The sequence below is a fragment of the Nocardia sp. NPDC004860 genome (assembly GCF_040609015.1).
In the GTDB taxonomy this organism is placed as follows: domain Bacteria; phylum Actinomycetota; class Actinomycetes; order Mycobacteriales; family Mycobacteriaceae; genus Nocardia.
In genome coordinates this window covers 253,778-277,433 of record NZ_JBEXJI010000005.1, presented here as the reverse complement: position 1 = coordinate 277,433, position 23,656 = coordinate 253,778, and the positions used below count along the sequence as shown (strand labels likewise).

The 23,656-nt window shown below is 68.7% G+C and carries 23 protein-coding genes; 10 read left to right on the top strand and 13 right to left on the bottom strand.

Annotated elements, in window-relative coordinates:
- Window positions 1-159: 159 nt before the first annotated feature.
- The 10 genes from ABZV44_RS13970 to ABZV44_RS13925 all read right to left on the bottom strand — a co-directional run bounded on the left by ABZV44_RS13970 (window position 160) and on the right by ABZV44_RS13925 (window position 10,785).
- Complete coding sequence (locus tag ABZV44_RS13970) at window positions 160-1,152, bottom strand: alpha/beta hydrolase (RefSeq protein ID WP_354835806.1); 993 nt, start codon at window positions 1,150-1,152, stop codon at window positions 160-162.
- A 78-nt stretch (window positions 1,153-1,230) separates the two neighbouring features.
- Window positions 1,231-2,283, bottom strand: coding sequence for a hypothetical protein (locus ABZV44_RS13965; protein ID WP_354835804.1), 1,053 nt, complete (start codon window positions 2,281-2,283; stop codon window positions 1,231-1,233).
- Window positions 2,268-2,951: a TetR family transcriptional regulator gene (locus ABZV44_RS13960; protein WP_354835802.1), complete on the bottom strand. Its 684-nt coding sequence runs from the start codon at window positions 2,949-2,951 to the stop codon at window positions 2,268-2,270. Before ABZV44_RS13960 ends, ABZV44_RS13965 begins: the two co-directional genes overlap by 16 nt.
- Window positions 2,952-3,116: 165 nt before the next feature.
- Complete coding sequence (locus tag ABZV44_RS13955; protein ID WP_354835800.1) at window positions 3,117-3,623, bottom strand: hypothetical protein; 507 nt, start codon at window positions 3,621-3,623, stop codon at window positions 3,117-3,119.
- Window positions 3,624-3,752: 129 nt separating this feature from the next.
- Entirely contained in the window at window positions 3,753-4,742 is a 990-nt protein-coding gene (locus tag ABZV44_RS13950) for an oxidoreductase (protein ID WP_354835798.1), read from the bottom strand.
- A gap of 189 nt (window positions 4,743-4,931) precedes the next feature.
- Window positions 4,932-6,113, bottom strand: a complete 1,182-nt coding sequence (locus ABZV44_RS13945) for an acyl-CoA dehydrogenase family protein (protein ID WP_354835796.1) — start codon at window positions 6,111-6,113, stop codon at window positions 4,932-4,934.
- Window positions 6,106-7,299 (bottom strand): acyl-CoA dehydrogenase family protein, encoded by a 1,194-nt coding sequence (locus tag ABZV44_RS13940; protein ID WP_354835794.1) that lies wholly within the window; start codon window positions 7,297-7,299, stop codon window positions 6,106-6,108. The genes ABZV44_RS13945 and ABZV44_RS13940 overlap by 8 nt, the downstream gene beginning before the upstream one ends.
- A 241-nt stretch (window positions 7,300-7,540) precedes the next feature.
- Window positions 7,541-7,795 carry a hypothetical protein gene (locus tag ABZV44_RS13935; protein ID WP_354835792.1) on the bottom strand — a complete coding sequence of 85 codons (255 nt, stop codon included), beginning with the start codon at window positions 7,793-7,795 and terminating at the stop codon, window positions 7,541-7,543.
- A 9-nt stretch (window positions 7,796-7,804) separates the two neighbouring features.
- Window positions 7,805-9,763 (bottom strand): acetate--CoA ligase, encoded by a 1,959-nt coding sequence (acs, locus tag ABZV44_RS13930; RefSeq protein ID WP_354835790.1) that lies wholly within the window; start codon window positions 9,761-9,763, stop codon window positions 7,805-7,807.
- Between the two features lie 29 nt (window positions 9,764-9,792).
- Entirely contained in the window at window positions 9,793-10,785 is a 993-nt protein-coding gene (locus ABZV44_RS13925) for an alpha/beta hydrolase (RefSeq protein ID WP_354835788.1), read from the bottom strand.
- A 388-nt stretch (window positions 10,786-11,173) separates the two neighbouring features.
- On the opposite strand from ABZV44_RS13925, the gene ABZV44_RS13920 reads away from it, so the two are divergent.
- Window positions 11,174-11,671 (top strand): flavin reductase family protein, encoded by a 498-nt coding sequence (locus ABZV44_RS13920; protein ID WP_354836006.1) that lies wholly within the window; start codon window positions 11,174-11,176, stop codon window positions 11,669-11,671.
- A gap of 51 nt (window positions 11,672-11,722) precedes the next feature.
- Window positions 11,723-12,226, top strand: a complete 504-nt coding sequence (locus ABZV44_RS13915) for a hypothetical protein (RefSeq protein ID WP_354835786.1) — start codon at window positions 11,723-11,725, stop codon at window positions 12,224-12,226.
- A 63-nt stretch (window positions 12,227-12,289) separates the two neighbouring features.
- Here the strand turns inward: ABZV44_RS13915 and ABZV44_RS13910 are convergent, their stop codons facing one another.
- Both ABZV44_RS13910 and ABZV44_RS13905 read right to left on the bottom strand, forming a co-directional pair.
- Window positions 12,290-13,057, bottom strand: a complete 768-nt coding sequence (locus ABZV44_RS13910) for an SDR family oxidoreductase (RefSeq protein WP_354835784.1) — start codon at window positions 13,055-13,057, stop codon at window positions 12,290-12,292.
- A 30-nt stretch (window positions 13,058-13,087) separates the two neighbouring features.
- Window positions 13,088-13,426, bottom strand: coding sequence for an NIPSNAP family protein (locus ABZV44_RS13905; protein WP_354835782.1), 339 nt, complete (start codon window positions 13,424-13,426; stop codon window positions 13,088-13,090).
- 280 nt (window positions 13,427-13,706) lie between these two features.
- On the opposite strand from ABZV44_RS13905, the gene ABZV44_RS13900 reads away from it, so the two are divergent.
- Window positions 13,707-14,348: a TetR/AcrR family transcriptional regulator gene (locus ABZV44_RS13900; protein ID WP_354835780.1), complete on the top strand. Its 642-nt coding sequence runs from the start codon at window positions 13,707-13,709 to the stop codon at window positions 14,346-14,348.
- A gap of 71 nt (window positions 14,349-14,419) precedes the next feature.
- On the opposite strand, the gene ABZV44_RS13895 is transcribed toward ABZV44_RS13900, so the two are convergent.
- Entirely contained in the window at window positions 14,420-14,581 is a 162-nt protein-coding gene (locus ABZV44_RS13895; protein WP_354835778.1) for a hypothetical protein, read from the bottom strand.
- Window positions 14,582-15,104: 523 nt separating this feature from the next.
- Between ABZV44_RS13895 and ABZV44_RS13890 the strand changes: the two genes are divergently transcribed.
- From ABZV44_RS13890 to ABZV44_RS13860, 7 genes are all read left to right on the top strand, one after another.
- Window positions 15,105-15,599 (top strand): VOC family protein, encoded by a 495-nt coding sequence (locus tag ABZV44_RS13890; protein ID WP_354835776.1) that lies wholly within the window; start codon window positions 15,105-15,107, stop codon window positions 15,597-15,599.
- A gap of 93 nt (window positions 15,600-15,692) precedes the next feature.
- The gene (locus ABZV44_RS13885) at window positions 15,693-16,889 is read left to right on the top strand and encodes an amidohydrolase family protein (protein ID WP_354835774.1); all 1,197 of its coding nucleotides are present in this window, start codon (window positions 15,693-15,695) and stop codon (window positions 16,887-16,889) included.
- Entirely contained in the window at window positions 16,886-17,818 is a 933-nt protein-coding gene (locus tag ABZV44_RS13880) for a TIGR03620 family F420-dependent LLM class oxidoreductase (protein WP_354835772.1), read from the top strand. Before ABZV44_RS13885 ends, ABZV44_RS13880 begins: the two co-directional genes overlap by 4 nt.
- Window positions 17,819-17,850: 32 nt before the next feature.
- Complete coding sequence (locus ABZV44_RS13875; RefSeq protein WP_354835770.1) at window positions 17,851-19,548, top strand: thiamine pyrophosphate-requiring protein; 1,698 nt, start codon at window positions 17,851-17,853, stop codon at window positions 19,546-19,548.
- An 87-nt stretch (window positions 19,549-19,635) separates the two neighbouring features.
- On the top strand, window positions 19,636-21,306 hold the full coding sequence (locus tag ABZV44_RS13870; RefSeq protein WP_354835768.1) for an AMP-binding protein: 1,671 nt from the start codon (window positions 19,636-19,638) through the stop codon (window positions 21,304-21,306).
- A complete protein-coding gene (locus tag ABZV44_RS13865; RefSeq protein ID WP_354835766.1) occupies window positions 21,303-22,805 on the top strand; it encodes an aldehyde dehydrogenase family protein in 1,503 nt (500 codons plus the stop codon). Before ABZV44_RS13870 ends, ABZV44_RS13865 begins: the two co-directional genes overlap by 4 nt.
- A complete protein-coding gene (locus ABZV44_RS13860) occupies window positions 22,802-23,656 on the top strand; it encodes an enoyl-CoA hydratase (protein ID WP_354835764.1) in 855 nt (284 codons plus the stop codon). Before ABZV44_RS13865 ends, ABZV44_RS13860 begins: the two co-directional genes overlap by 4 nt.

Genomic DNA, 23,656 nt, shown 5'->3' with positions numbered 1-23,656 from the left:
CTGCATGCTGACCGGATAACCCGCCATCCGGCGGGATATGGACGCCGTTCTCACCGGGTTTGGCGGGTGCCGTCACATTCCCCTGAATACGGCACGGCTGTGCCACCGGCGGAATCCGCCGGTGGCACAGCCGGGTCGGGTGAGAATTGTTGTGGGCGTTCAGCGTTTCAGCGCGCGGCGAAAGAACTCGGTACGGGTCGAGAACGAGGACTGGGCGATCGCCGCCGGCGCGATGTTCTCGAAGCCGTGGAAACCACCGCCCCACATGTGCAGGTCCACGCTCACCCCGGCCTGGCTCAGGCCCATCGCGTAGACGATGACCTCGTCGCGAAAGCCCTCCGCGGACCCGACGTCGATGAAGGTGCGTGGCAGCCCGGACAGATCCTTCGCGCGCGCGGGCGCCGCGTAGTAGGAGACGTCCTCGGTGCCGCGCCGGTCACCGAGCAGTGCGGTCCAGCCGTACAGGTTGCCGTTGCGGTCCCAGGTCCCGTCGTCGTCGAGCATGCGGGAACTGTGGGTTTCGAACCGGTCGTCGAGCATCGGGCAGACGAGCACCTGGTGGCTCACCGCCGGGAAGCCCGAGTCACGCGCCATCAGCGTGACGCCCGCGGCCAGTCCACCGCCGGCACTGGTCCCGGTGACGATGATGTGCGACGGGTCGATCCGCAGTTGCCGGGCGTTCTCGGCGCACCAGCGCAGGCCGTCATAGCAGTCCGTGATCGGGGCCGGGTCGGGATGTTCGGGCGCGAGCCGGTATTCGATCGACACCACGACCGCACTGCCGTCCGCCACGTGCGAGATGAGGTCGTCCAGACCCAGGTGGCGGCCGCCCGCGACCATTCCGCCGCCGTGCACGTAATAGATCAACGGCCACGGTCCCTGCCCCTCGGCCGGACTGAGCACGACGAGCGGGAGCTCGGCCTCCGCGGACGTGATGGTCAGCTCTTCGACCCGGACTCGGCCGCCCGCGGTCAGATCGATCGGGTCGCGTCCGGGCACCGCCGCCTTCGTGATCTCGCGCACGAGCTCCAGGGTGTCGTCGCTGAGCGCCGGCGTGGCGGCTCGAATCGCGGCGAGTCCGGGGACCAATTCGGGATCGTAGGGCGGCCGCACCGGTGCGGGGCCGAAAGTGAATGCGTCGTTCTGGGTCATGGGACCTCCTTCGGCATTCAGTGAACCGGCCTTATGAGGCGGGTCACAGCCGCCATCTCGACGCGACTACCGCCCCGATCACCGACAAACGGCGGGCACCGGCAGCAGCGAACTGCGCGGCCGCTCAGCGGCCCTCGCGATCCGCCACAGCATCAGCGTGGTGCTCGCGCGCGTGTATCCGCCGCTGCTGAGCGGGGTGTATCCGAGCTGGCGTTCGAGCCAGTCGATGCGCTGGCGCATGGTGGAGTGGTGCAGATTCTGCAGGCGGGCGGCCTCGCGAATGCTGCTGTGACTCAGTACCGCCTCGATCGTCGGAACCACCCACGGCCGCTGGGCCTGCAGCTCGACCACCCGGCGCACATCGGGTGCGCGCGCGGCGGTATCCGCATCGACGCTCTCCACGACGGTGGCGATGCAGCCGAGCTGGTCGTAGCGCACATGCGTGGGTTCGCCGGTGGTGAGATCGATGGCGATGCGCAGCGCGGTGCGGGCGTGCTGCCACGCCAGGTGGACCTCGGCGCCGGCACAGGCGTGGATTCCGGCGGCGATGTCGCGCGGGATCGTGTTCTGGGCCGGCGCTGCGGGGAAGAGATGGATCTGGTGCTCATCGAGGACGAGCCCCGGGGGCATCCGCCGCGCGTCGGACAGATGGGTGGCCACCACCGTGACCGTCGACCCCAGGCCCAGCTGCCGCAGCGCATTCTGACGGTCCGCGGGGGCGACGTCCGGATCACAGGCGATACGGGTCGCGGCCACCGCCGGCGAGGTGTCACGAGTCTTCTTGACCGCGTGCAGGCTCCGGGCGAATCGTTCGAGAATCAGGTGGTCCAGGGGCCAGAGCGGACCCTCCCGGTCCAGCCAGACGGTGATCTCCTCGAATCGCTCCGTCTGACGTGACGCCGTCCCGGCGCCGAGGTCGGAGATGGTCCGGCCGGCCGCATCCACACCGACCCGGAGGCCGCGTTCCGGATCCTCGAGCCCGACCGGGCAATCGGCCAGCGCCGCGGCCGCCCGCAGCATGGCCAGCGCCGAGGACCGCTGGTCGACCAGCGTGTCGAAATGCTCGATCACTCGCAGGGCTTCCGCCGCGCCGCCGTCGATCGTATTGAGCTTGACTATCCACTCCCGCACGAACGGACTCCTCGATCCTCATGCACAGCCGTCGGGCTCCGGCCGTCGATGTCAGGGCTGGTGGGTGACGCGGCCGCCGCGGGGAACAGGCCCGCCACGGCGGCGACGATCGCGGCGCGCCGCGCCGCATTGGAAGGGTCGCGAACCTGTCCCTCGGCGAGGTCGACGAGATCGGGCTGCTCGGCCCAGGACAGCGCGATCTGATTGACCACGACCATGACGTCGATCGGGTCCCACGCCGGATCCAGGTGCCCGGCCAGCTGTGCCCGCCGCACCTGCTCGACACCACGTCGCACGGTCTGCCGCACGGCCACCTGGAAGGGATCACCGGGAGTCTCGTTGCCGGCGACGTCCAACCGGCCCCAGTGCATCAGGCGCAGGTGGTCGGGATGGGCCATGAAGTAGTCGTGCACCCGCCCGGCATAGCCGGGCAGGTCGGTCGCGTCGAGGCGGGTGGCGGCGGTCATCGCGGCCAGCTCGCGTTCCGCGACGAACCGATAGAGCTCCTGCTTGCTGCGAAAGTACGCGTACAGCCGTTCCTTGCTCGACTTCGCCCGGCGGGCGATCCGATCGATGCGCGCACCCGCCACGCCGTACTGGGCGAACTCGTCCGTCGCGGCGGTGAGGATGCGGTCGAGAGTGGTATCGGCACCGGGGGGAGTGGTCACGCTCACATCATACCAAACCAAACTGTTTGGTTCGGTCCCATTGAGTGGAAAATCTGCGGGGAGGATGCTCTCGGGTCCACCACCCGGTCGTGGGTGACCCGAGAGACCGGCTCCGTGGCCGCGCGCCGATGTCCGGCGGCGCGCGGAGCCGTCAGAGCTGCCGGATCAGTGGTTCGGATTGGCGGCGTGCTCCGCCGCGCGATCCAGCCGCGGCACGGGCGGCGGACTCATGTCCTCCAGCCTCGACACTCCCGGGACGTCGCCGAAGTCGGGCCCGAGAATTTCGGTCATCGCCTTGGCGAAAGCGGTGTCCATGTACATCCGCTCGCCGGAAATCCGATTGCCCTCGAAAGCCATCACCACAAAGTATCGGCCGGTAACACGACCGTTTTCGGTGTCGAAGTACACGTAGGCTTCGCGGCACAGCTCGTTTTCGGAAACCGCATGCACTCGCTTGTCGGCCCAGATATTCCGCTTGTCACTGCCCGGGAGCATGCGCGCGTATGTCTCGCGAACGGCACTCTGCCCCTCGATGTGCCATCCGAGGGTTGGGAGCTCGTACACCGGATTATCGACGAGCGTCGCCATCGTTGCATCGAGATCGAGATTGAACTCGGCCATTTCATGAACCGCGAGCAACTCTTCCATCTGTTGCAGGGTGAATTTCTCCATTGATTTCAGTCCTCTCAACTGAGCTCGACACCGACCGAGACGACCTGGCCGGTCCGCGAGAATTCGTCGTAGCCGACGGCGTTTGCCACCCGAGGGGAGTCGTCACCGCGGTTACGGGGGTGCGAGTCGCTACAGCCGCACGATAGTGCGGCCCTTGACGGAACCTGCGAGGATCGCGCCGGTGACCGCCGGGACCTCGTCCAGGCCGATTTCGTGAGAAATGCTCTCCGCCAGGTTCTTCGGCTTCAGGTCCGTACCCAGGCGCAGCCACACCGCGGCGCGCACATCCGCCGGGCACATGACGGAGTCGATCCCGAGCAGGTTGACGCCGCGCAGAATGAAGGGGAGCACGGTGGTCGACAGCATCGGACCGCCGGTGAGGCCACAGTTCGCCACGGAGCCCCGATAGCGGGTGGTACGCAGCAGGTAAGCGAGGGTGTCTCCGCCCACCGGATCCACCCCGGCCGCCCACCGCTCGGCCTCCACCGGGGCGCCCTGCGCGGAAACCTCATCGCGGCCGAGGATCTCGGTCGCGCCCAGCCCGCGGAGAAAGTCGTGCTCCTCGGTCTTGCCGGTGCTGGCCGAGACCTCGTAGCCGAGGCCGGCGAGCATGTTCACCGCCGTGCTGCCCACGCCGCCGGTGGCGCCCGTGACGAGCACGCGGCCGTCGCCCGGCTTCAGGCCGTTCTCCTCCAGTCGCTGAATCGACAGCGCCGCAGTGAACCCGGCCGTGCCCAGCGCCATCGCCTCCTTCAGGGTGAGGCCCGACGGGAGCGGCTCCAGCCAATCGCCGGTCAGCCGCGCGTACTCGGCGAAGCCGCCGAAGTGCGAGATGCCCAGCTCGCGGCCGATCGCGACCACCTCTTGGCCGGGCGTGAAGCGCGGGTCGCTCGACTCGACGACGGTGCCGGCGAGGTCGATGCCCGGCACCATCGGGTAGGAGCCCACGACCGGGCTCTCGGGAAGGCAGGCGAGGCCGTCCTTGTAGTTGACGCTCGAGTACTGCACACGCACGGTGACGTCGCCCGCGGGCAGGTCGTCGAGCGTGAGTTCCTGCACGCCGGCGCTGAAGCCGGCGTCGCTCTTGTTGATGACGAAAGCGTTGAAGGACTTGGACATGACACCTTCCTGGATCGGATCACCCGCATTCAGAAACCTTGTTCGACAGCGGTGAGCTCCCGAACCGGCAATACGACCGATTTGATAGATTGATCTAATAGAGAGCGTAGACGCAGGTCTCCCGCCTCGTCAACGGCCGGAGGGCGATTGTGGAGCGGGGCGGGGAGTCCTCCCGCCCCACTCCGGGGCTCAACCGGTCGCGACCGGGACTTCGTATCGGGCCGGGGCGGCGTCGAGCACGAGTTCGGCGATCCGGGCCCGGTGTTCCTCGGCGCTGCCCAGGAGGACGGCATCGGTGAATGCGCGCTTGAAGTACAGGTGCGTCCGGTGTTCCCAGGTGAATCCGATGCCGCCGTGCACCTGGACGGTGTCGGCCGCGATGCGGGTGAAGGCGGTCGAGCAGGTCGCCTGCGCGATCGACGCCGCGAGCTCCCGGTCGTCGGTGCCGTCCTGCAGCGTCCAGGCGGCGTAATAGGCCGCGGTGCGGGCGTGCTCCTGATCGACGAGCATGTCGGCGAGCCGGTGTTTGACGGCCTGGAACGAACCGATGGGCCGGCCGAACTGCAGCCGCTCCTTCGCGTACGCGACGCTCAGGTCGAGCAGGTGCTGGGCGCCGCCGACCTGCTCGGCGGCCAGCAGCACCGCGCCGACCTGCAGCGCGTGCCGGCAGACGGGGGCCGTCTCCGCCGGGCCTGCGAGTAGCCGGGCCGGAGCGCCGGCGAAACGGACCGTGGCCTGCGGGCGGGTCAGGTCCAGAGTGGACAGCGGGGTGCGTTCCACCCCGGACCCGGTGGCGTCGACGACGAACAGGGCCACCCCGTCCGGTCCGGTCGCGGCGACGAGCAGGTCGTCCGCGGCGCCGGCGTCGACGACGCGCTCGACGGTCCCGGAGACGGTCCACTCGTCGCCCGAGCCGATGGCCCGTACGGTCACGGCGTCGGCGGCGAAGCGCCCGCCCCGGTCCGGGACGGCGAAGGCGGCGGTCCGGACACCCGCGACGAGCGGGCCCAGTGTCTCGGCGCGCACCGGTGTGTCCGGCGCGGCGACGAGAGCGGGGATCGACAGTGCGAGGGTGCCGAAGACCGGTCCGCAGAACAGGGCGGCGCCGAGCTCCTCGACGGCGATCGCGGCGTCGACGATGCCGCCGCCCGAGCCGTCGAGGTCCTCCGGTACGCCGAGCCCGAGCACGCCCAGTTCGGATCCGAGCCTGGCCCAAGCCTTTTGGTCGAACCGAGGCGTGGACTCCATCAGCCGCCGCACGGCCGCCTCGTCGGAGTGTTCGGCGCCGAAGCGGCGCACCGCGGTGCGCAGCTCCCCCTGCTCCGGTGTGAACACGAATTGCCCGCTCGGGGTCGGGTTCTGGTCAGCCACGGGGCACCTCACGCCAGGGTCGTCCGGAGTCGGCGCGCAGATCGCCGGGCAGCCCCAGAATCCGCTCGCCGAGAATGTTGCGCAGCACCTCGGAGGTGCCGCCCTCGATGGTGTTGGCGCGTGAGCGCAGGAAGCGCTGCTGCACCGGACCGAGTTCGTCCTCGCCGGGGCCCACGTCGCGCATGGTGTAGTCGCCGTAGAGGAGCCCCTCCGGTCCGAGCAGGTCCATGCAGAACTCGTAGATCTGCTTGTTCAGTTCGGCGCCGACGAGCTTGCCGATCGATCCCTCCGGGCCGGGGCCGCTGAGGGTCGTGGTGGCGCGGGAGCGCTCCGAGGTGAGCCGCTGTGCCTCCGAACGCAACCAGAGCTGGGTGAGGCGGTCGCGGCGCACCGGGGTGTGGCGATCCGGGCGCCGCGCCCACAGCGCGACGGCGTCCGCGATGGTGCCGTCACCGCGACGGGTACCACTCGCGCCGATCGAGCTGCGTTCGTTCATCAGCGTGGTCATCGCGACCTGCCAGCCCGCGCCGACCGCGCCCAGCCGGTGCGCGTCCGGGATCCGGACGTTCTCGAGATAGACCTCGTTGAACTCGGCCTGACCGGTCATCTGACGCAGCGGGCGGGTTTCGACACCAGGGGCGCGCATGTCGACCACGAAATAGGTGAGGCCCTTGTGCTTCGGGAGGTCCGGGTCGGTGCGGGCGAGCAGCAGCGCCCAGCTGGCGTGGTGGGCGAGGGTGGTCCACACCTTCTGCCCGTTCACCACCCAGTCGTCACCGTCGCGGACGGCCGAGGTCGCGAGCCCGGCCAGATCGGACCCGGCGCCCGGCTCGGAGAACAGCTGGCACCAGATGTTCTCGTTGGTGGCGAGCGGGCGCAACCACTTTCGCTTCAGCTCTGCTGTCTGCGCGTGCTCCTGCACGGTCGGCGCGGCCATGCCGTAGCCGATGGGGTTCAGGCCGAAGGGTGCGGGGGCGCCCGCCTCCTGGAAGATCGCGTCCGCCACGGCCTGCAGGCCGCGCGAGACGCCGAGCCCGCCGTGGCCCGCGGGGAAGTGCACCCAGGACAGGCCGGCGTCGAAGCAGGCCCCGAAGAACTCGGTGAGGGGAACGGAGCGAGGGTCGTGCTCCTGCACGACCGTGCGCGCGGCTTCCGCTACCCGTGCGGATTCGGCATCAATGCTCAACTTCGGCTCCGGTGATCACGGCGTGCTTGCCAAAAAATCGCATGGGTGTCCCCTTCGTCATGGAAAACATGTCGCCCTGGCAATCCAGGTGTGGGCCGGGGCATGGTGAGATCGCGGTAGATAGAATGATCTAATAGACCACGCTAAGGCCGTGCCCTCCCGCCTGTCAACGTGAGAACCGTGCACAGCAGCGCAGGCCGTGGGGAGGATGCCCCCACCCCGGCCCGCGCTGCAATTCGAGTCAGGATGCGATCGGATTCGTCCCGCTGACCAGCATTCGCGCCGAGATGTCGGGTCCGTGCCGGCCATCGAGTTCCACGGTGGTGACGACGCCCCCGGCGGCGGTCGGTTCGCTGGCGGCATCGGCGCGCCGCGCGCGGTCGATGTCCGCGAGTGCGACCCGCGCTCCCGCCGCGACCAGCGCCCGTGGGAGGTCGAGGCCGACGCGCGATGCGGCACCGGTGACGAATGCCGCTTCCCCTGCCGGTCGAACCATCGTGTGCTCCTATCGCTGTCCGAAAGCGCCCGAGCGCCGGACGGTTTCGAGGACGGCGGGGTCGACGAGGGTGGAGGTGTCGCCGAGTTCGCGGCCTTCGGCGGTGTCCCGCAGCAGCCGGCGCATGATCTTGCCGGAGCGGGTCTTGGGCAGCTCGGGCACGATGGTGATCTCGCGCGGTTTGGCGATCGGTGAGATCTCCAGGGTGACCAGGTTGCGCAGTTCGGCGACGAGATTGTCGACGGCGTGCTCGCTGCCGGTGCGGAGCACGACGAACGCGACGATCGCCTGCCCGGTGGTCTCGTCGGCGGTGCCGACAACCGCGGCTTCGGCGACCGCGGGGTGGCCGACCAGCGCGGATTCGACTTCGGCGGTGGAGATCCGGTGGCCGGAGACGTTCATGACGTCATCGACGCGGCCCAGCACGTGCAGTGCGTGATCGGCGTCGTAGCGGGCGCCGTCCCCGGCGAAATACCAGCCCTGTTCGGCGAACCGTGACCAGTAGGTGTCGCGGAATCGTTCGGCGTCGCCCCAGACTCCCCGCAGCATCGCCGGCCAGGGCTGGTCGAGGACCAGGTAACCCGCCTCGCCGGCGGCGACCGGTTCCCCGTGGTCGTCGACGATGGCGGCGCTGATCCCGGGCAGCGGTGCCATGGCCGCGCCCGGTTTGGTCGCGGTGACGCCGGGTAGCGGGGAGATCATGATGGCGCCGGTCTCGGTCTGCCACCAGGTGTCGACGATCGGGCAGCGGCCGCCGCCGATGACCTCGTGGTACCACCTCCAGGCTTCGGGGTTGATCGGTTCGCCGACCGAACCGAGCAGGCGCAGCGAACTCAGGTCGTGGCTGTCGGGGATCTCGCGGCCCCACTTCATGAAGGTGCGGATCAGCGTCGGCGCGATGTAATAGGTTGTGACGCCGTACTTTTCGATGATCTGGAAGTGGCGGTGTTCGTCCGGGGTGTTCGGTGTGCCCTCGTAGAGGACCGTGGTGGCGCCGTTGGACAGGGGTCCGTACACGAGGTAGGAGTGGCCGGTGATCCAGCCGATGTCCGCACCGCACCAGAAGACGTCGCGGCCCTCCTTGTGGTCGAACACGTAATGGAAGGTGTAGGCGGCCTGGGTCAGGTAGCCGCCGGACGAGTGCACGATGCCCTTGGGACTGCCGGTCGTGCCGGAGGTGTAGAGCAGGAACAGCGGATGCTCGGCGCCGAAGGCCACGGGTTCGTGGCTGTCGGGCGCCGCGCCGACGGTGTCGTCCCACCATGCGTCGCGGCCCTCGACCCAGTTCAGGTCCGGATCGTGGCCGGTGCGGCGCACGACCAGCACCTTGTCGACGGATGCGGCGGCGGTCGAGCCGCTGCCGAGCGCGGTGTCGACGTTCGCCTTCAATGCGGCCGGCAGGCCGCGGCGGTACTGCCCGTCGGTGGTGATGACGAGCTTGGCTTCGGCGTCGTCGATCCGCGAGCGCAGTGCGGCGGCCGAGAAGCCGGCGAACACCACCGAGTGGGTCAGGCCCAGCCGGGCGCACGCCAGCATGGCGACGATCGCCTCGGGCACCATCGGCATGTAGATGGCGACACGATCGCCGGCCGTCAGGCCGATCGAGGTGAAGTAGTTGGCGGCCCGGCACACCTCGCTGAGCAGCTGCCGATAGGTGAGGTCGCGGCTGTCGCCGGGTTCGCCGACCCAGTGGATCGCCACCCGATCACCCTTGCCGGCGGCGACGTGCCGGTCGAGGCAGTTGACCGCGACGTTCAGGGTGCCGTCGGCGAACCATGTCGCGAACGGGGCGTCCGACCAGTCCAACACCTCGGTGAAGTCGGTTGCCCAGTCCAGGCGCCGGGCCTGCTCGGCCCAGAACGCGAGCCGATCGGCCGCGGCCCGGTCGTACAGCGCCGCGTCGGAATTCGCCTGCGCGGCAAAGGCTTCGGACGGCGCGTACACCGCCGGTGACGAATTGCTGGTCATCGATGAATGCTCTTCCACGGTCCCGGTTGCTAGCGTTCCAAGGCCCGGCGGATGAATTCGTCCCGGACCGTGAGGGACGCCTGGGTGACCGCCGGCTGCCGGATGCCGATGTCGAATCCGTGGAATCCGCCACCCCACACATGGAGATCGACGTTGACTCCGGCCTGGGACAGGCGCTGGGCGTAGTCGATGGCTTCATCGCGGAAGCCCTCGACCGAGCCGACATCGATGAAGGTGCGCGGCAGGCCGGCCAGATTCTCCGCGCGCGCGGGTGCCGCGTACGGGCTGACGTCGTCGGTGCCCCGCCGGTCGCCGAGCAGGGCGGTCCACGCCCACAGGTTCTCGTTGCGATCCCACACACCTTCCCGGTCGAGCATCTGGGCGCTGTGGGTCTGCAGGCGGTCGTCGAGCATCGGGCAGCCGAGGATCTGATGGGTGAGCGCCGGGAAGCCGCGGTCACGGGCCAGCAATGCGACGCCCGCGGCGAGGTTCCCGCCGCCGCTGAACCCGATGGCGATGATGTGATCGGCATCGATGTGCAACAGGTTCGCGTTCTCGGCGGCCCAGCGCAGGCCGGCGTAGCAGTCCTCGACCGGCGCCGGGTGGGGGTGCTCGGGGGCGAGCCGATATTCGATCGACGCCACGACCGCGCTGCCCTCGGCGACATAGGGCAGCATCTCGTCGAGCGCGCTGAAACGGTTGCCGGAAACCACGCCACCACCGTGGATGTAGTACAGCAGCGGCCACGGGCCCGTCCCGGCCGCCGGGGTGAGCACCGTCAGGTTCAGCTCCTGATCCGGGCCGGGGATCGTCCGCTCGTCGACGTGCACCTTGCCCCCGACGGTCAGGTCGGGCGCGGGCCGGCCGGGCAGGCCCGTGGTCGACAGTTCGCGAACGCCGGCGAGGGTGTCGGCGGTGAGCCAGGGAATGTCGGAACGGAAGGCTTGCAACACGGGAGCCAACTCGGCGTCGAACGGCGGCCGGGCGGGGATGCTGCCGGTGAATGGGGTGGTCTGCGTCATGGATTCAGTCAATCCGCCGGCGGAGTGCGGTCGTAGCCACCAAACGACGTGATTGCCGCGCGGTACATCCGCCATATGGCGGTGTCCGGAAGCGACGTTCTCGCTGCCCTGGACTTCACCCGGCGACCTGGCGCTGGGTCTGCCTTTCAACTGTTGACGAGGTGGGAGACGCGCACCTAGTCTCGATATAGATCAATCAATCTAACATCAGTTGCGGCCCGCTGTGTGGCCCTGGCGTCGTAGATGAGCGATGCACCGCCGCGCCCGCTCGCGGCCCCAATGTCTTGGAGATCCCGTGAACCAGCCCGCCCCCGTTGTCGCCATGTCGCCCACAGTCCGGCAGCCGGTGAGTGCCGCGCCCAACCCGGACGAAAAGTCCACCGGAACGATGATCGCTTTCGAACCGATGACCGCCGACTCGAGTGTGCTGCGCCGGGCGTTCGGGTGCTTCCCTTCCGGGGTCACCGCCGTGTGCGCGATGGTCGGCGACGAACCGATCGGCATGGCCGCCAGCTCGTTCACGTCGGTGTCGGTCGCACCGCCACTGGTCTCGGTGTGCTTCCAGGCCTCCTCGTCCACCTGGCCGAGGCTGCGGGACGTTCCCCGGCTGGGCATCAGCGTGCTGGCGGAGGGACACGACGAGATCTGCATGAGCCTCGCCCGGAAGTCCGCCGACCGCTTCGCCGACATCGGCTGGGACCGTGCCTCCGGGGGAGGGGTTTTCGTGCACGGGGCCACCGCGTGGCTGGAATGTTCCCTGCACGCCGAGGTTCCGGCCGGCGACCATGCCGTCGCGCTGCTCGAGATCCACGGCCTGTGGGCGGATCCCGAGGCCGCGCCGCTCGTGTTCCACGGCAGCCGGTTCCGCCGGCTCGCCGCCATCTGATCAGGGGACCGCACGGCTCCAGGCATCCGCTCTCGACGAAGTGAGTACACAATGATTGATTCGCAACAGCTTTCGCACGTGCAGCGCAACACGAACGCGCTGCTGGTGATCAGCGCCGCCGCGATCTGGCTGGCATTGTTCGGCCCCGCGTGGACGTATTTGCCGGCCACCGCCACGACTCCCGCCACCACCTTGAACTTCGCGGATCTGGCAGCGTTGAACGCCGCCAACCCCAGTGGCCTGCAGGCCGCCTTCTACGACTGGGTCGCATGGGCTTTCGCGGCACTGACGACGGTCGCGGTCATCGTCGCCTTCCGGTCCGGTAGGCGAGTGACGGGTGCGGTATGCGCACTGATCGGCGTGCTGCAACTGCTGATCACCGTGGTCGTGACCGTGAAAGCAGCGCCGGATCTGTCCGTTCTGTTCTCGAGCCTGCCGAATACCCGGTTGGGCACGGTGCTGTTTCTCGGCTCCATGCTGGCTCTGATTCTCGCGGGCTTCCAGCGGCTGCGCTTCACGCGGCTCGACCGCCGAGCGGATCTGCTTGCGGCGTAAATGATTCGGCCTGTGGGGTGGTGACGGCCAGTTCGTCACCACCCCACAGGCCGGCGCGGGTGGTCAGAAGATGGAGTATCCGCCATCGATCACGATCTCGTCGCCGGTCTGGAACCCGCCGATGCCGCCGGCCAGATACACGGCGAGCCGCGCGAAGTCGCCAGGCTCGCCCCAGCGGCGCTGCGGCATCCGCTTCATGACGTGCTGCCCCCACACCGCGTTCTCCATCTCCCGGGAGATCAGCGGTGTCTCGGTCCAGCCGACCACGAGCGAGTGCGCGTTGATCCGGTGCCGCGCCAACTCCACCGCGCAACCCCGGATCAGGGCCGACAGGCCGGCCTTGCTCGCGGAGTAGGCCTGACCGCGGGGGGTGCCGTGCAGGGACGAGACACTCGACGTGCCCACGAGCACGCCCCCGCCGCCGCGCTCCACCATGTGCCTCGCCGCGGCGCGCAGGGTGAGGAACGCGCCCTCCAGATTCACCCGGGTGGCCGATCGGAAGTCCGCGAGACTCGTCTCGATGAACGCGATGTCGGGTGCGCGGGTGCCGGCGTTCGCGAAGCAGGAGTCGACCCGCCCGAAGTAGTCGAGCGTCTCCGCGAAGCTCGCCGTCACGGCGTCCTCGTCGCCCACGTCGCAGCGGATCGCCCGCACCCGCGTGCCGTATTTCGCGAGCTCCTGTGCGGCGGTCTCGTTGCGCTCGGTGTTGGTGCCCCAGATGCAGACGTCGGCGCCGCACTGGGCGAGCCCGTGCGCCATGCCCAGCCCGATCCCGGAATTACCTCCGGTGATCAGCGCGACGTGTCCGGTGAGGTCGAAGAGCGAGGTCATGCATGTCCTTCGAGTGGTCTGCAGCGCGCTTCAGCGCAGCTGGGAGAAATCCGTCGGGTCGAGGAACTTCGAGGTCGCGCTGGCCGTGACCTGTTCGCCGTCGGATCGCACGGCGATCCATTCGGGGTCCGCCCAGAAGGCCTCCCACGATTTGGCGGCGGCCTCGCGGCTGGCGTGGGACACCAGGTAGACCAGGGTCTCGGTGGGCTTGCCCTCCTCGTCGGAGGCCACCCAGAAACCGATGTTGGTCATTCCGTGCTTCTCGAACAGCGCCGCGGCGTGGTCGCGAAAACGGGTCAGGAGCAAGTCGAGCTTGCCGGGTACCGCCTCGTACGTACGGAGCTCGAAAATGGAGGTATTGGTAGTCACTAGATCAATCTATCACATCGCTGACCTGCTGCGACCGGGAGAAAACTCGTGAAATCGGTGGAAGCCGACTGGCCCTGGGGTGCGAACTTGCCCGATTGTCGGCCCGCGAACGGCCGCAACTCGTCGACGGTTGCGTGGAAAGAAGCTTCGTCGGCGTCAACGGTGTGGGACGATCGGCGATCGGATTGGTGACGCTCACTGTCGAAACCCATGCCGGCAGCAAGATCGCTGGGTCGAAGGTCACACGCGACAGATTGATCTAGCGCGGTACCCTAGACACATGTCTCCCACCTCGTCAACCCTTGGAAAACAGCCCGAAACCCGAACCCGTCTGGTGGAGTCCGCGGCGGAGCTGTTCAGCCGACAGGGCTTCGGGGCGACCGGAATCAAGGCCGTCCTCGCCGCCGCCGCCGCGCCCTACGGATCGCTGTACCACTTCTTCCCCGGCGGCAAGCAGGAACTCGGCGCGGCCGCACTCACCTACGGTGGCGCACGCTACCGGGAGCTGCTCGAGTCGGTGTACCCGCCCGGGGCCGACGTCGTCGAGGCGACGGCGGCCTCCTTCGTTCAGACGGCCGATCTGCTCGAAGAGACCGACTACGCCTACGCCTGCCCGATCGCGACGATCGCCCTGGAGGTGGCCAACAGCGACGAGCTGATGCGGACCGCCGCCGCCAATGCCTTCGAATCCTGGCTGGAGGTGCTCGAGCAGCGCTTCACGGCGGCCGGGATGACCGCCGAGCGCGCCCGCGAGGTAGCCGTCGAGGTCTTCTGCCTGATCGAAGGCGCGGTCCTGCTGGCACGCACCACGCGATCGACCGCGCCGCTGCACACCGCCGGGCGGGCGGCGACCAACTCCGTTGCCGCCGGGCTCGCCGCCGGCCGCTACGACCGCACCGGTCGGAGCAACGTCGGGAGCTGATCACTCCGATGCCGGCGCGGTGACGGCGACGACCGGGCGAGCGTCCCCGGTCCGCAGTCGGCGACTCATCATCACCGCGCCCGGCGGCGTGCACGCTGTGCGCCGCCACTGACGAATTCGATTCTGCGCATTCGGTTCTCACGCACCGCCGACGCGTCGACCCCGGCGCCGTTGTGCCCGCCGTAGTGGCCGGCCAGGTCGCCGGACACATTCCTTTCGTCAGCTTCCCTCACCGCGGGGCATGGTTCTCGAGACCGGTCCGCGGAGATGCTGCGACCCCCTGGATCAATCCACGGCCCGACGCCGACCTGCCCGAATCGAGACCTCGGTCCGCGCGATGACCGCCGCGAGGTTTGCGGGTCCTGCGCTGCTAATACTCTCGGGCGGCTGTTCTTCACCGCCTACTCCCGCGTTCCGGCACCGCTGGCAGGCTCCTCCGACCCTGTCGCCACACCGTTGCGGAAGACCCGCCTGTGGGCGTCCGACGGGCAAGCGCTCCCTGGTCGACCCGGCAATCGGCGGGCAAGAAGCGGCAACCGCGCGGCAGTTGGCGGGTACTGGGCCCTCGTCCCGCCGCAGAGACTCATCTCATTCGAAATCGTCCGCGCGGTGAGCAGAGGACGCGCAAACATGCCGCGTTTTCGAGTCGCCGGCCAAGGGTTGACGGAGTGGGAAAAATGCGTTTACGCTGAGCGTGTTAGATCAATCTATCTAGTCCACCGACCCGTAACGCCAGCGGCCACAACTTTGCCCGGCGTGGCGGATGTGATGCCGGTGGGCCCGAGGCCAGTGGAGGCAGATATGGGCATTAAACGCGTTGGGCACGTGGTGCTGAAAATGCGCGATCTGGAGGTGGCCAAGGCGTTTTACGGCGGGATCCTCGGCATGAAGATCTCGTCGGAGTCGCCTATCGCGATCTTTTTCCGCTTCGGCGATTACCACCACGACATCGGGGTTTTCAAGGTGAGCGAGGACGCCGAGCTGCCGAAGGAGAACCAGGTCGGCCTGCTGCATTTCGCGCTGGTGGTCGACAGCCAGGAAGCGCTGGTGCAGATGCATCAGCACCTGAAGGACCGGGGCGTCACGATCGAGGCGATGTTCGACCACGGCATGACGCGGAGTCTGTACATCTACGACCCCGAAGGCAATGCCATCGAGATCTATTGCGAGGTGCCGGAATACGACTGGCGCACAAATGACGACTTTGTCGGCTACCTCAAGCCGATCGATGTCGAGGCTCTCACCTCCTAGGGCGTATCGAACGCCATTTCGAGCGAGCTCCTCTTGGTGCTTGCTTTCCACCAGCCCGGTTTTCGTACCGGGAAATCACACCGAGAGGTTGCGATGAAGCTCCTTGCACATGATGTCGACAGCCACGAGATGATCCCCAGTCACCTGCTCGAGGATATCTTGGGTCAGCCCGGCCGAATTATGGGCAAAATTTTCGAATCCGCAGACCGGCTCCGTCCGGATCCGACCGCGACCAATATGCACCAGCTCGACGTGCTGGGTGACACGAAAGAGATCGATCCCGAAGGGATCTGGAAGATCAAGGGTCCGTCGGCCCCGAGCGCGATCGATCTCGGTCGGCGATCCGAGGTCTTGGATGTGATGGGGATCGATCGTCAGCTGGTCTTCCCGACCACGGCGATCGCGGCGATGATCATCGGTGAAATGACCGATCTCGCCTACGAAATGCGCTTCGGCGGCGAGCTTTCGGTGTTCGAGGGCGTGTCGAGGCCGGACTTCGCGAAGAGCTACGTGCGGTCCTACAACGAATGGGTAAAGGCCAACGCGGTCCTGGCCGACGGCCGCATCCGGGTGGTCGGGATCCTCAACACCAGCCCCGACGTGAACGAGATGATCTCCACGGCAAAGGATCTGATCGAAGCCGGTGTCCGCGCGGTCTATCTGCAGGCCGACGTGCCGCCCGGCGGGGTTTCGCCGGCGCACTCGGCGCTCGACCCGCTGTGGCGTCTGCTCGAGGCCAACGACATCGCCGTGACGCTCCACATCGGTACCGAATTCGCCTTCTTGGATCCCGGTTGGATGATCGCCGAGACCTTCGCGGATCTGTTCCAATCTCCAGAGATTCCGAATACCAATATCCAGCTCTTCTCGACCGTGCACATGGCCATCGACAACTACCTGTCCGCCTTGGTGCTCGGTGGTGTGTTCGAGCGGTTCCCGCGGCTGCGGTTGGGTCTTTTCGAAGTCGGTGCCCACTGGGTCGGAAACGCCGCCCGGCGAATGGATATGTATATCGACGTGTTCCCGGGAGCGGCCGCTGCCAAATTTCCGCTGAAGCCTTCGGAGTACATCGCACGGAACGTGCGGGTGTCGCCCTTCAATTTCGAGCCCGTCGACCGCTACTTCCAGGACGACCCGAACCTGGCCGACGTGTACTGCTATTCGACCGACTATCCGCACGTCGAAGGTACGAAGGACTCGATGAAGAACATGCTCGCGAAGGTCGAGCCGCTGGGTGAGGAGATCACCACGAAGTTCTTCCGGACGAATGCCGAGTGGCTGCTTCCGTGACAGTCGCTGACCAGGCCTCCGCCTCACACCCCGGTCCGCTCGGAATCTGGTCGTACCAGCTCGATGTGCAGCCGATGAGCCTCGCCCGCGAGGCGGCTGCCGAGCTCGACGAACTGGGCTTCGGGGCGCTGTGGGTGCCCGAGGCGGTGGCTCGCGAGCCGTTCGCCAACGCCGCGCTGCTGCTGTCGGCCACCGTCCGCATGACGGTGGCCACCGGCATCGCCAGCCTGCACGCCCGCAGCGCCATGACGATGAACGCGGGCTGGCGCACCTTGAGCGAGGCGTTCCCGGAGCGGTTCCTGCTGGGTGTGGGGGTGAGTCATCAGTCGATGGTCGACGGCGCTCATCAGGGCCGGTACGGCGACAAGCCGTACACCACGATGGTCGACTACCTCGACCGGATGGATGCCGGCGTCTTCTGGGGGGCGGTCTCGCCGATCGCCCCCCAGCGGGTGCTGGCGGCACTCGGGCCGCGGATGCTGCGGCTGGCCGCCGCCCGTGGCCTGGGTGCCCATACGTACTTCGTGCCGGTCGAGCACACCGCGGTCGCCCGCGCGGCGCTGGGCGGTGACGCACTGCTCGCCCCCGCGCAGACCGTCGTGTTCGAGACCGACCCGACCGTCGCGCGCGAGCTCGCCCGCCGGTTCATGAAGCGGTACCTCGCGTTGCCCAACTACACGAGCAACCTCCGGCGCCTGGGGTGGGGCGACGACGATCTGGGCGGCGGGGGCAGCGATCGGCTGGTCGACGCGATTGTCGCCTGGGGTTCCCTCGACCGGATCGCGGCCCGGGTCCAGGCCCACCTCGACGCCGGAGCCGACCACGTGTGCGTGCAGGTACTGACCCCGGACCTGCAGAGGTTGCCGGTGACCGAGTGGCGCGAGCTCGCGTCGATCATCCCCTCGCTGCGCACCCGGCCGGCCCCATGACACCCGTCCACGCACCGAACAGAAGGCTTTCCATGCCGCATACCGCTGCTTCCCGCTATCTCACCGCGCTCGCCGAACACGGCATCGAGTCGTTCTTCGTCAATGCGGGAACCGACTTCGCACCCATCGTCGAGGCCTACGCCGACAACAAGGAGGCCGGCGGTCCGCCGCTGCCGACGCCCGTCCTCTGCGCCCACGAGAACCTCGCCGGCGGCATGGCCCACGGCGCCGCCCTGGTGTCGGGACGACCGCAGGCGCTGATGCTCCACGTCAACGTCGGCACCGGGAACGCCGTGTGCTCGGTCGCCAACGCCGCCCGCGATCGCATTCCGCTGCTCGTCACCGCCGGACGCTCGCCGATCCTCGAGTTCGGCGCCACCGGGGCCCGTGACCTGCCGATCCACTGGTCCCAGGAGATGTTCGACCAGGCCAGTATGGTGCGCGAGTTCGTCAAGTGGGACTACGAGCTGCGTGATCCACGGCAGGCCGACGCCGTCGTGGACCGCGCGCTGAGCCTGGCCACCGCCCACCCTCGCGGGCCCGTGTACCTGTCCCTGCCCCGCGAGGTCCTCGCCGAACCGGCGGAGGAACCGGCGGACGCCGTGCGCCCGCGCACGCCCGTCCCGACCAGCGTGCAGCCCGACCCCGACGCCGTCGACGTGCTCGCCGACCGGCTCGCCACCGCCGAGTTCCCGGTCATCGTGGCGACCGCGGCCGGAGCCGAGCCCGACGCCGCCGAACTGCTCGGCGACCTGTGCGCCCGGTTCGGGATCGGCGTGGCGGATCCGTGGGCCCGCTATCTGAACGTCGCCTCCGACCATCCGCACCGCGTCGGGTCCGACGTGGCGGCCGTCTTCGAGCGGGCCGACGTCGTCGTGTTCGTGGAGTGCGATGTCCCGTGGATCCAGGCCCGCACGGCACCGCCCGCCGACTGCTTCGTCGCCCAGGTCGGCGTCGATCCGCTGTTCTCGGCCTACCCGATGCGGACGCACCGCTCCGACCTCACCATCAGCGCCACGCCCGCCGCGTTCCTGACCCGGTTGATCGCGGCCCTCGAGGATCGGGCCGACGGCATCGATCCGGCCCGGGCCGACCGCATCCGCGTGGTCGCCGCGGCGAGTCGTGCCGCCATCGACGAGCTCCGGCGGCAGGAGGCCGATCGCGACGCCGACGCGCCGATCACGACGGCGGCCATCTCGGCCGCCCTCGGCGATCTGCTCGACGACGACGACATCGTGTTCAACGAGTACGTGGCGTACCCCGACCTGCTGCGCCGGACGCGGCCCGGCACGTACTTCTTCCTTCCGGCGTCCGGTGGTCTCGGCTGGGGCCTGCCCGCGGCGCTCGGGGCCAAGCACGCCGCGCCGCATCGCACCGTGGTCGCCACGCTCGGTGACGGCGCCTACATGTTCGCCAATCCGGCGGCGTGCCATCACGCGGCGGCCAAGCACAACCTGCCGGTGCTGACGATCGTGGCCAACAACAGCAACTGGACCGCGGTCGACATGGCGACGTACCTCGTTTATCCCGACGGCACCGCGGCCACCACGGGCGAGGACCGGTTCTCCAACCTGTCGCCCTCGCCGGACCTGGCGTCCTACTGCATCGCGTCGGGCGGCTACGGCGCGACGGTCCACCACCGCAGCGAGCTCGCGGGCGCGCTCAAGGAGGCGCTCCGCGTCGTGCGTGAAGAGGGACGCCAGGCCCTCCTCGACATCCGCTGCACATAACCCCCTCGTCACCATGCCGAGTCGCAGGCCCGGGCCGATCCCGTCGCCGGGCCTGCGACTCTCGATCGCTCACCCGATGGAGATCTGATGCGTTACAACCACGCCGAGCTGTTCGCCGGCGTCGCCGCGGCGACACCCGAGCGCGACTGCATCGTGTTCCGGGACCGGCGGCTCACCTACCGCGACGTGGCGACGCGCGTCAACCGGCTGGCGAATCTTCTACTGTCGCACGGGATCTCGATCCAGCGGCCCCGTACCGACCTGCCGTTGTGGGAGTCGGGCCAGGACCATGTCGCGCTGTACCTGCACAACGGCAACGAGTACCTGGAAGGGATGCTGGGCGCCGCGGCCGCCCGCGCGGCATCGCTGAACGTCAACTATCGGTACGTCGAAGCCGAGCTCACCTACCTCCTCGACGACGCCTCGGCGCGCGCGATCATCTACCACGCCCGTTTCGCGCCGACGCTCGCCGCGGTCCTCGACTCGCTGCGCGAGCGGCCGGTGCTGCTGCTCCAGGTGGCGGACGAATCCGGCAACGCATTGCTGCCCGGCGCCCTCGACTACGAGGAAGCCCTGGCGGCCTCCAGCGCCGACGATCCCCGGACCGCGCCGCACGCCGACGACCTCTACCTGGTTTACACCGGCGGCACCACCGGGATGCCCAAGGGAACGATGTGGGCCCAGGCGGACATTCTCGAGAGCGCACTGGCCGCGTTCCTGCCGGCGGGCATGTTCGACGCGACCTCGCTCGCCGACGGTGTCGCCCGGGCCGTCGCCGGTGACCGCCGGGTCGTGCTGCCGCTGCCTCCGCTCATGCACGCCGCGGCCCAGTGGATCGCCCTGGCGGGTGTGCTGACCGGCGGCACCGTCGTCTTCCCCGACGTCGTGGACCGGCTCGATCCGGCCTCGGTGTGGGAGGTGATCGACCGGGAGGGCGTGCAGCTCATGAACCTGGTCGGGAACGCGTTCGCGACCCCGCTGTGCGACGAGTTCGAGCGCGGCGGCCACCACGGGCGTTCCCTGCAGCTGGTCGGCGTCGGCGGCGCGGTCACCAGCGCATCGGTGAAGGACCGCATTCTGCGGCTGCTGCCGCACGTCGCGATCGCGGACGTCGCGGGTTCCTCGGAGACCGGCTCCCAGCTGTCGAACCTGAGCACGAGCGCGGCGCCGGCGACCTCGGGTGTCTTCACACCGGCGCCCGGCACCTGCGTGGTGGACGAGGATCGCCGCCGGATCCTCGAGCCGGGCGACCCGGCGACCGGGTGGCTGGCCCGGCACGGCGCCATCCCGTTCGGGTATCTCGGCGACCGCGACAAGACCGAGCGCACGTTCCCCACCGTCGAGGGCCGCCGCGTGGCGCTGCCCGGCGATCGGGCCCGGCACCGGGCCGACGGCAGCATCGAGCTGCTCGGCCGCGACTCGGTGACGATCAACTCCGGCGGCGAGAAGATCTTCGCCGAGGAGGTCGAGGACGCGCTGATCGCCCATCCCGCGATCCGCGACGTCATCGTCGTGGGCCGGCCGAGCGAGCGCTGGGGCAGCGAGACCGTCGCGGTCGTGCAGCTGCTGCCCGGACACGACCCGACCGACAAGGAACTCCTGGCCGACGCCGAGCAGCGCCTCGCCCGGTACAAGCTGCCGAAGGCCATCGTCCGCGTGGACGCGGTGGTCCGCGGACCGGCGGGGAAGGCCGACTATCGCTGGGCCAGCGACATCGCCGCACAAGATTCACCTGCACACAAGGAAACAAGCAAATGACCATCACCACCGAACCGATCGTCGATGTCGCGCCCCAGGAACTGCGGCGTCTCCTCGATGCCCAGCGGGCCGCCCAGGCCCTGGACCCGATCCCCGACGCCGCGACCCGGCGCGACCGCATCGACCGCTTCGTCGCCGCCGTCCTCGAGCACAGTGCAGAACTCGCCGAAGCACTGCACGCCGACTTCGGCAGTCGTCCCGTGACCACCTCGATGGAGGTCGACATCCTCGGCGGCCTGGAGGGGATCGCCAACACCCGGGAGCACCTCGAAGAGTGGATGGCCCCGACCGAGGTACCCGCGGCGATGGGCGGGTTCATCCCGGCCACCGTGCAGAATCGCCCCAAGGGTGTGGTCGGCGTCATCGGCCCGTGGAACTTCCCGGTCGTGCTCGTCTTCGTGCCGGCTGTGGAAGCACTCGCCGCCGGCAATCGGGTGATGATCAAGTTCTCCGACATGGCCCCGCGGACCGGGGCGGTGTTCGCTCGTGCGGTGGCCTCGCGGATGAGCCCCGAGGAGGTCGTGGTCGTCAACGGTGGATTGGCAACCGCCACCGCATTTTCTGACCTGCGGTTCGACCACATCTTCTTCACCGGTTCCCCGAAGGTCGGCCGCCTCGTCGCCGTCGCCGCGGGCCGGAACCTGGTGCCGGTGACGCTCGAGCTGGGCGGCAAGAACCCCGCGATCGTCGCCCCCGACGCCGACGTCGCCGAGGCCGCGACGCGCGTGGCCGCCGCTCGCCTGTTCAACAACGGCCAGGTGTGTCTGTCGCCGGACTACGCCTTCGTCCCGGCATCGAAGCAGGACGCCTTCGTCGAGGCGTATCGGAAGGCGGTGCTCACGTACTTCCCGACCTTCCTCGACAACCCCGACGTGGTGTCGATGGTCGACGACGCGAACTACGCGCGGGTCGCCGGGCTCGTCGCGGATGCCAAGTCCAAGGGTGCGGTGGAGGTCGTGATCGTGCCGGAGGCGGAGCAGGACCGGCTGCCGGCCGCGGGTTCTCGCCGCCTGCCGCCGACGCTGCTGCTCGACACCCCGGCCGACGCCGAGATCAACACGGAGGAGATCTTCGGCCCGGTGCTGGTGTTGCACACCTACTCCGATGTCGACGAGGCCATCGCCTTCGTGGCGGCCGGCGAACATCCGCTGTCGGCCTATTGGTACGGCGGCGACACCGACGATTTCCAGCGGTTCCTGCTGAACACCACGTCGGGCGGGGTCTCGCGCAACGACTTCGGCCTGGCGTACGGCAACCACGCCGTGCCGTTCGGCGGTGTCGGGATGAGTGGTTCGGGCGCCTACCACGGCAAGGCCGGGTTCGACACGTTCTCCCACCAGCGTCCGATCGCCCACCACGACCTGCCGACCGGGTTGGCCGGTGCGCTTGTTCCGCCGCTGACACCCGAGCGGATCGCCGGTGTTGCCGCCGCGGCCGCCGCCGCGACCGCCGACACCGTCGCCCGGCTGGGGCGTCCCGACGAGCGAGGCCGGCTGTGAGCGAGTTCGAGACGATCCGCTACGAGCGCCCGGCCGAGAAGGTCGCCCGGATCGTGCTCGACCGCGCCGACGCCAGGAACGCGCAGAGCATGCAGCTGCTGTACGAGCTCAACGACGCGTTCGACCTTGCCGCGCAAGATGATTCGATCAGCGTGATCATCCTCGCCGCGAACGGTCCGCACTTCTCGGCCGGACACGATCTACGCGACGATGCGGGCCCGCGGGTGGTGGCCGATCACCGGCGGATCGGCACCTGGTGCGGCTTCGGTTGCGCCGGTGCCGAATCGCGGATGGCGATCGAGAAGGAGATGTACATCGGGCTGTCGGAGCGGTGGCGCAACCTGCCGAAGCCGACCATCGCCGCCGTGCAGGGCAAGGTCATCTCCGGTGGCCTCATGCTGGTGTGGCCCTGCGACCTGATCGTCGCCGCCGAGGATGCGCTGTTCCAGGACAACACCGTGTCGATGGGCGTGTCCGGCGCCGAGTTCTTCAACCACCCGTTCGAGGTCGGCGTCCGGAAGGCGAAGGAGATGCTGTTCACCTCCGACTTCCTGACGGCCGCGGAGGTCCATCGGCTGGGCATGGTGAACCACGTCGTGCCCCTCGACGAGCTGCAGTCGTTCACGCTGCGGCTGGCGTCGCGCATCGCCGAGAAGCCGCTCTTCGCGCTCAAGCTGGCGAAGGAGTCCGTCAACGTCGCCCAGGACAACCAGGGTCGCGTCAACGCGATGCAGACGTCCTTCGCGTACCACCAGTTGTGCCACAGCCACAACCAGCAGGTCCACGGCTTGCCGATCGATCCGGATTTCATGCGGCAGACGTTCGGGACGCAGGCCGGGGTGGGGTCGTGA

Coding starts and splice junctions, on each gene's coding strand:
- ABZV44_RS13925 (WP_354835788.1), bottom strand. CDS start 10,785: ATGACGCAGACCACCCCATTCACCGGCAGCATCCCCGCCCGGCCGCCG.
- ABZV44_RS13935 (WP_354835792.1), bottom strand. CDS start 7,795: ATGGTTCGACCGGCAGGGGAAGCGGCATTCGTCACCGGTGCCGCATCG.
- ABZV44_RS13915 (WP_354835786.1), top strand. CDS start 11,723: ATGATTGATTCGCAACAGCTTTCGCACGTGCAGCGCAACACGAACGCG.
- ABZV44_RS13955 (WP_354835800.1), bottom strand. CDS start 3,623: ATGGAGAAATTCACCCTGCAACAGATGGAAGAGTTGCTCGCGGTTCAT.
- ABZV44_RS13900 (WP_354835780.1), top strand. CDS start 13,707: ATGTCTCCCACCTCGTCAACCCTTGGAAAACAGCCCGAAACCCGAACC.
- ABZV44_RS13910 (WP_354835784.1), bottom strand. CDS start 13,057: ATGACCTCGCTCTTCGACCTCACCGGACACGTCGCGCTGATCACCGGA.
- acs (WP_354835790.1), bottom strand. CDS start 9,763: ATGACCAGCAATTCGTCACCGGCGGTGTACGCGCCGTCCGAAGCCTTT.
- ABZV44_RS13870 (WP_354835768.1), top strand. CDS start 19,636: ATGCGTTACAACCACGCCGAGCTGTTCGCCGGCGTCGCCGCGGCGACA.
- ABZV44_RS13885 (WP_354835774.1), top strand. CDS start 15,693: ATGAAGCTCCTTGCACATGATGTCGACAGCCACGAGATGATCCCCAGT.
- ABZV44_RS13875 (WP_354835770.1), top strand. CDS start 17,851: ATGCCGCATACCGCTGCTTCCCGCTATCTCACCGCGCTCGCCGAACAC.
- ABZV44_RS13950 (WP_354835798.1), bottom strand. CDS start 4,742: ATGTCCAAGTCCTTCAACGCTTTCGTCATCAACAAGAGCGACGCCGGC.
- ABZV44_RS13920 (WP_354836006.1), top strand. CDS start 11,174: ATGATCGCTTTCGAACCGATGACCGCCGACTCGAGTGTGCTGCGCCGG.
- ABZV44_RS13865 (WP_354835766.1), top strand. CDS start 21,303: ATGACCATCACCACCGAACCGATCGTCGATGTCGCGCCCCAGGAACTG.
- ABZV44_RS13970 (WP_354835806.1), bottom strand. CDS start 1,152: ATGACCCAGAACGACGCATTCACTTTCGGCCCCGCACCGGTGCGGCCG.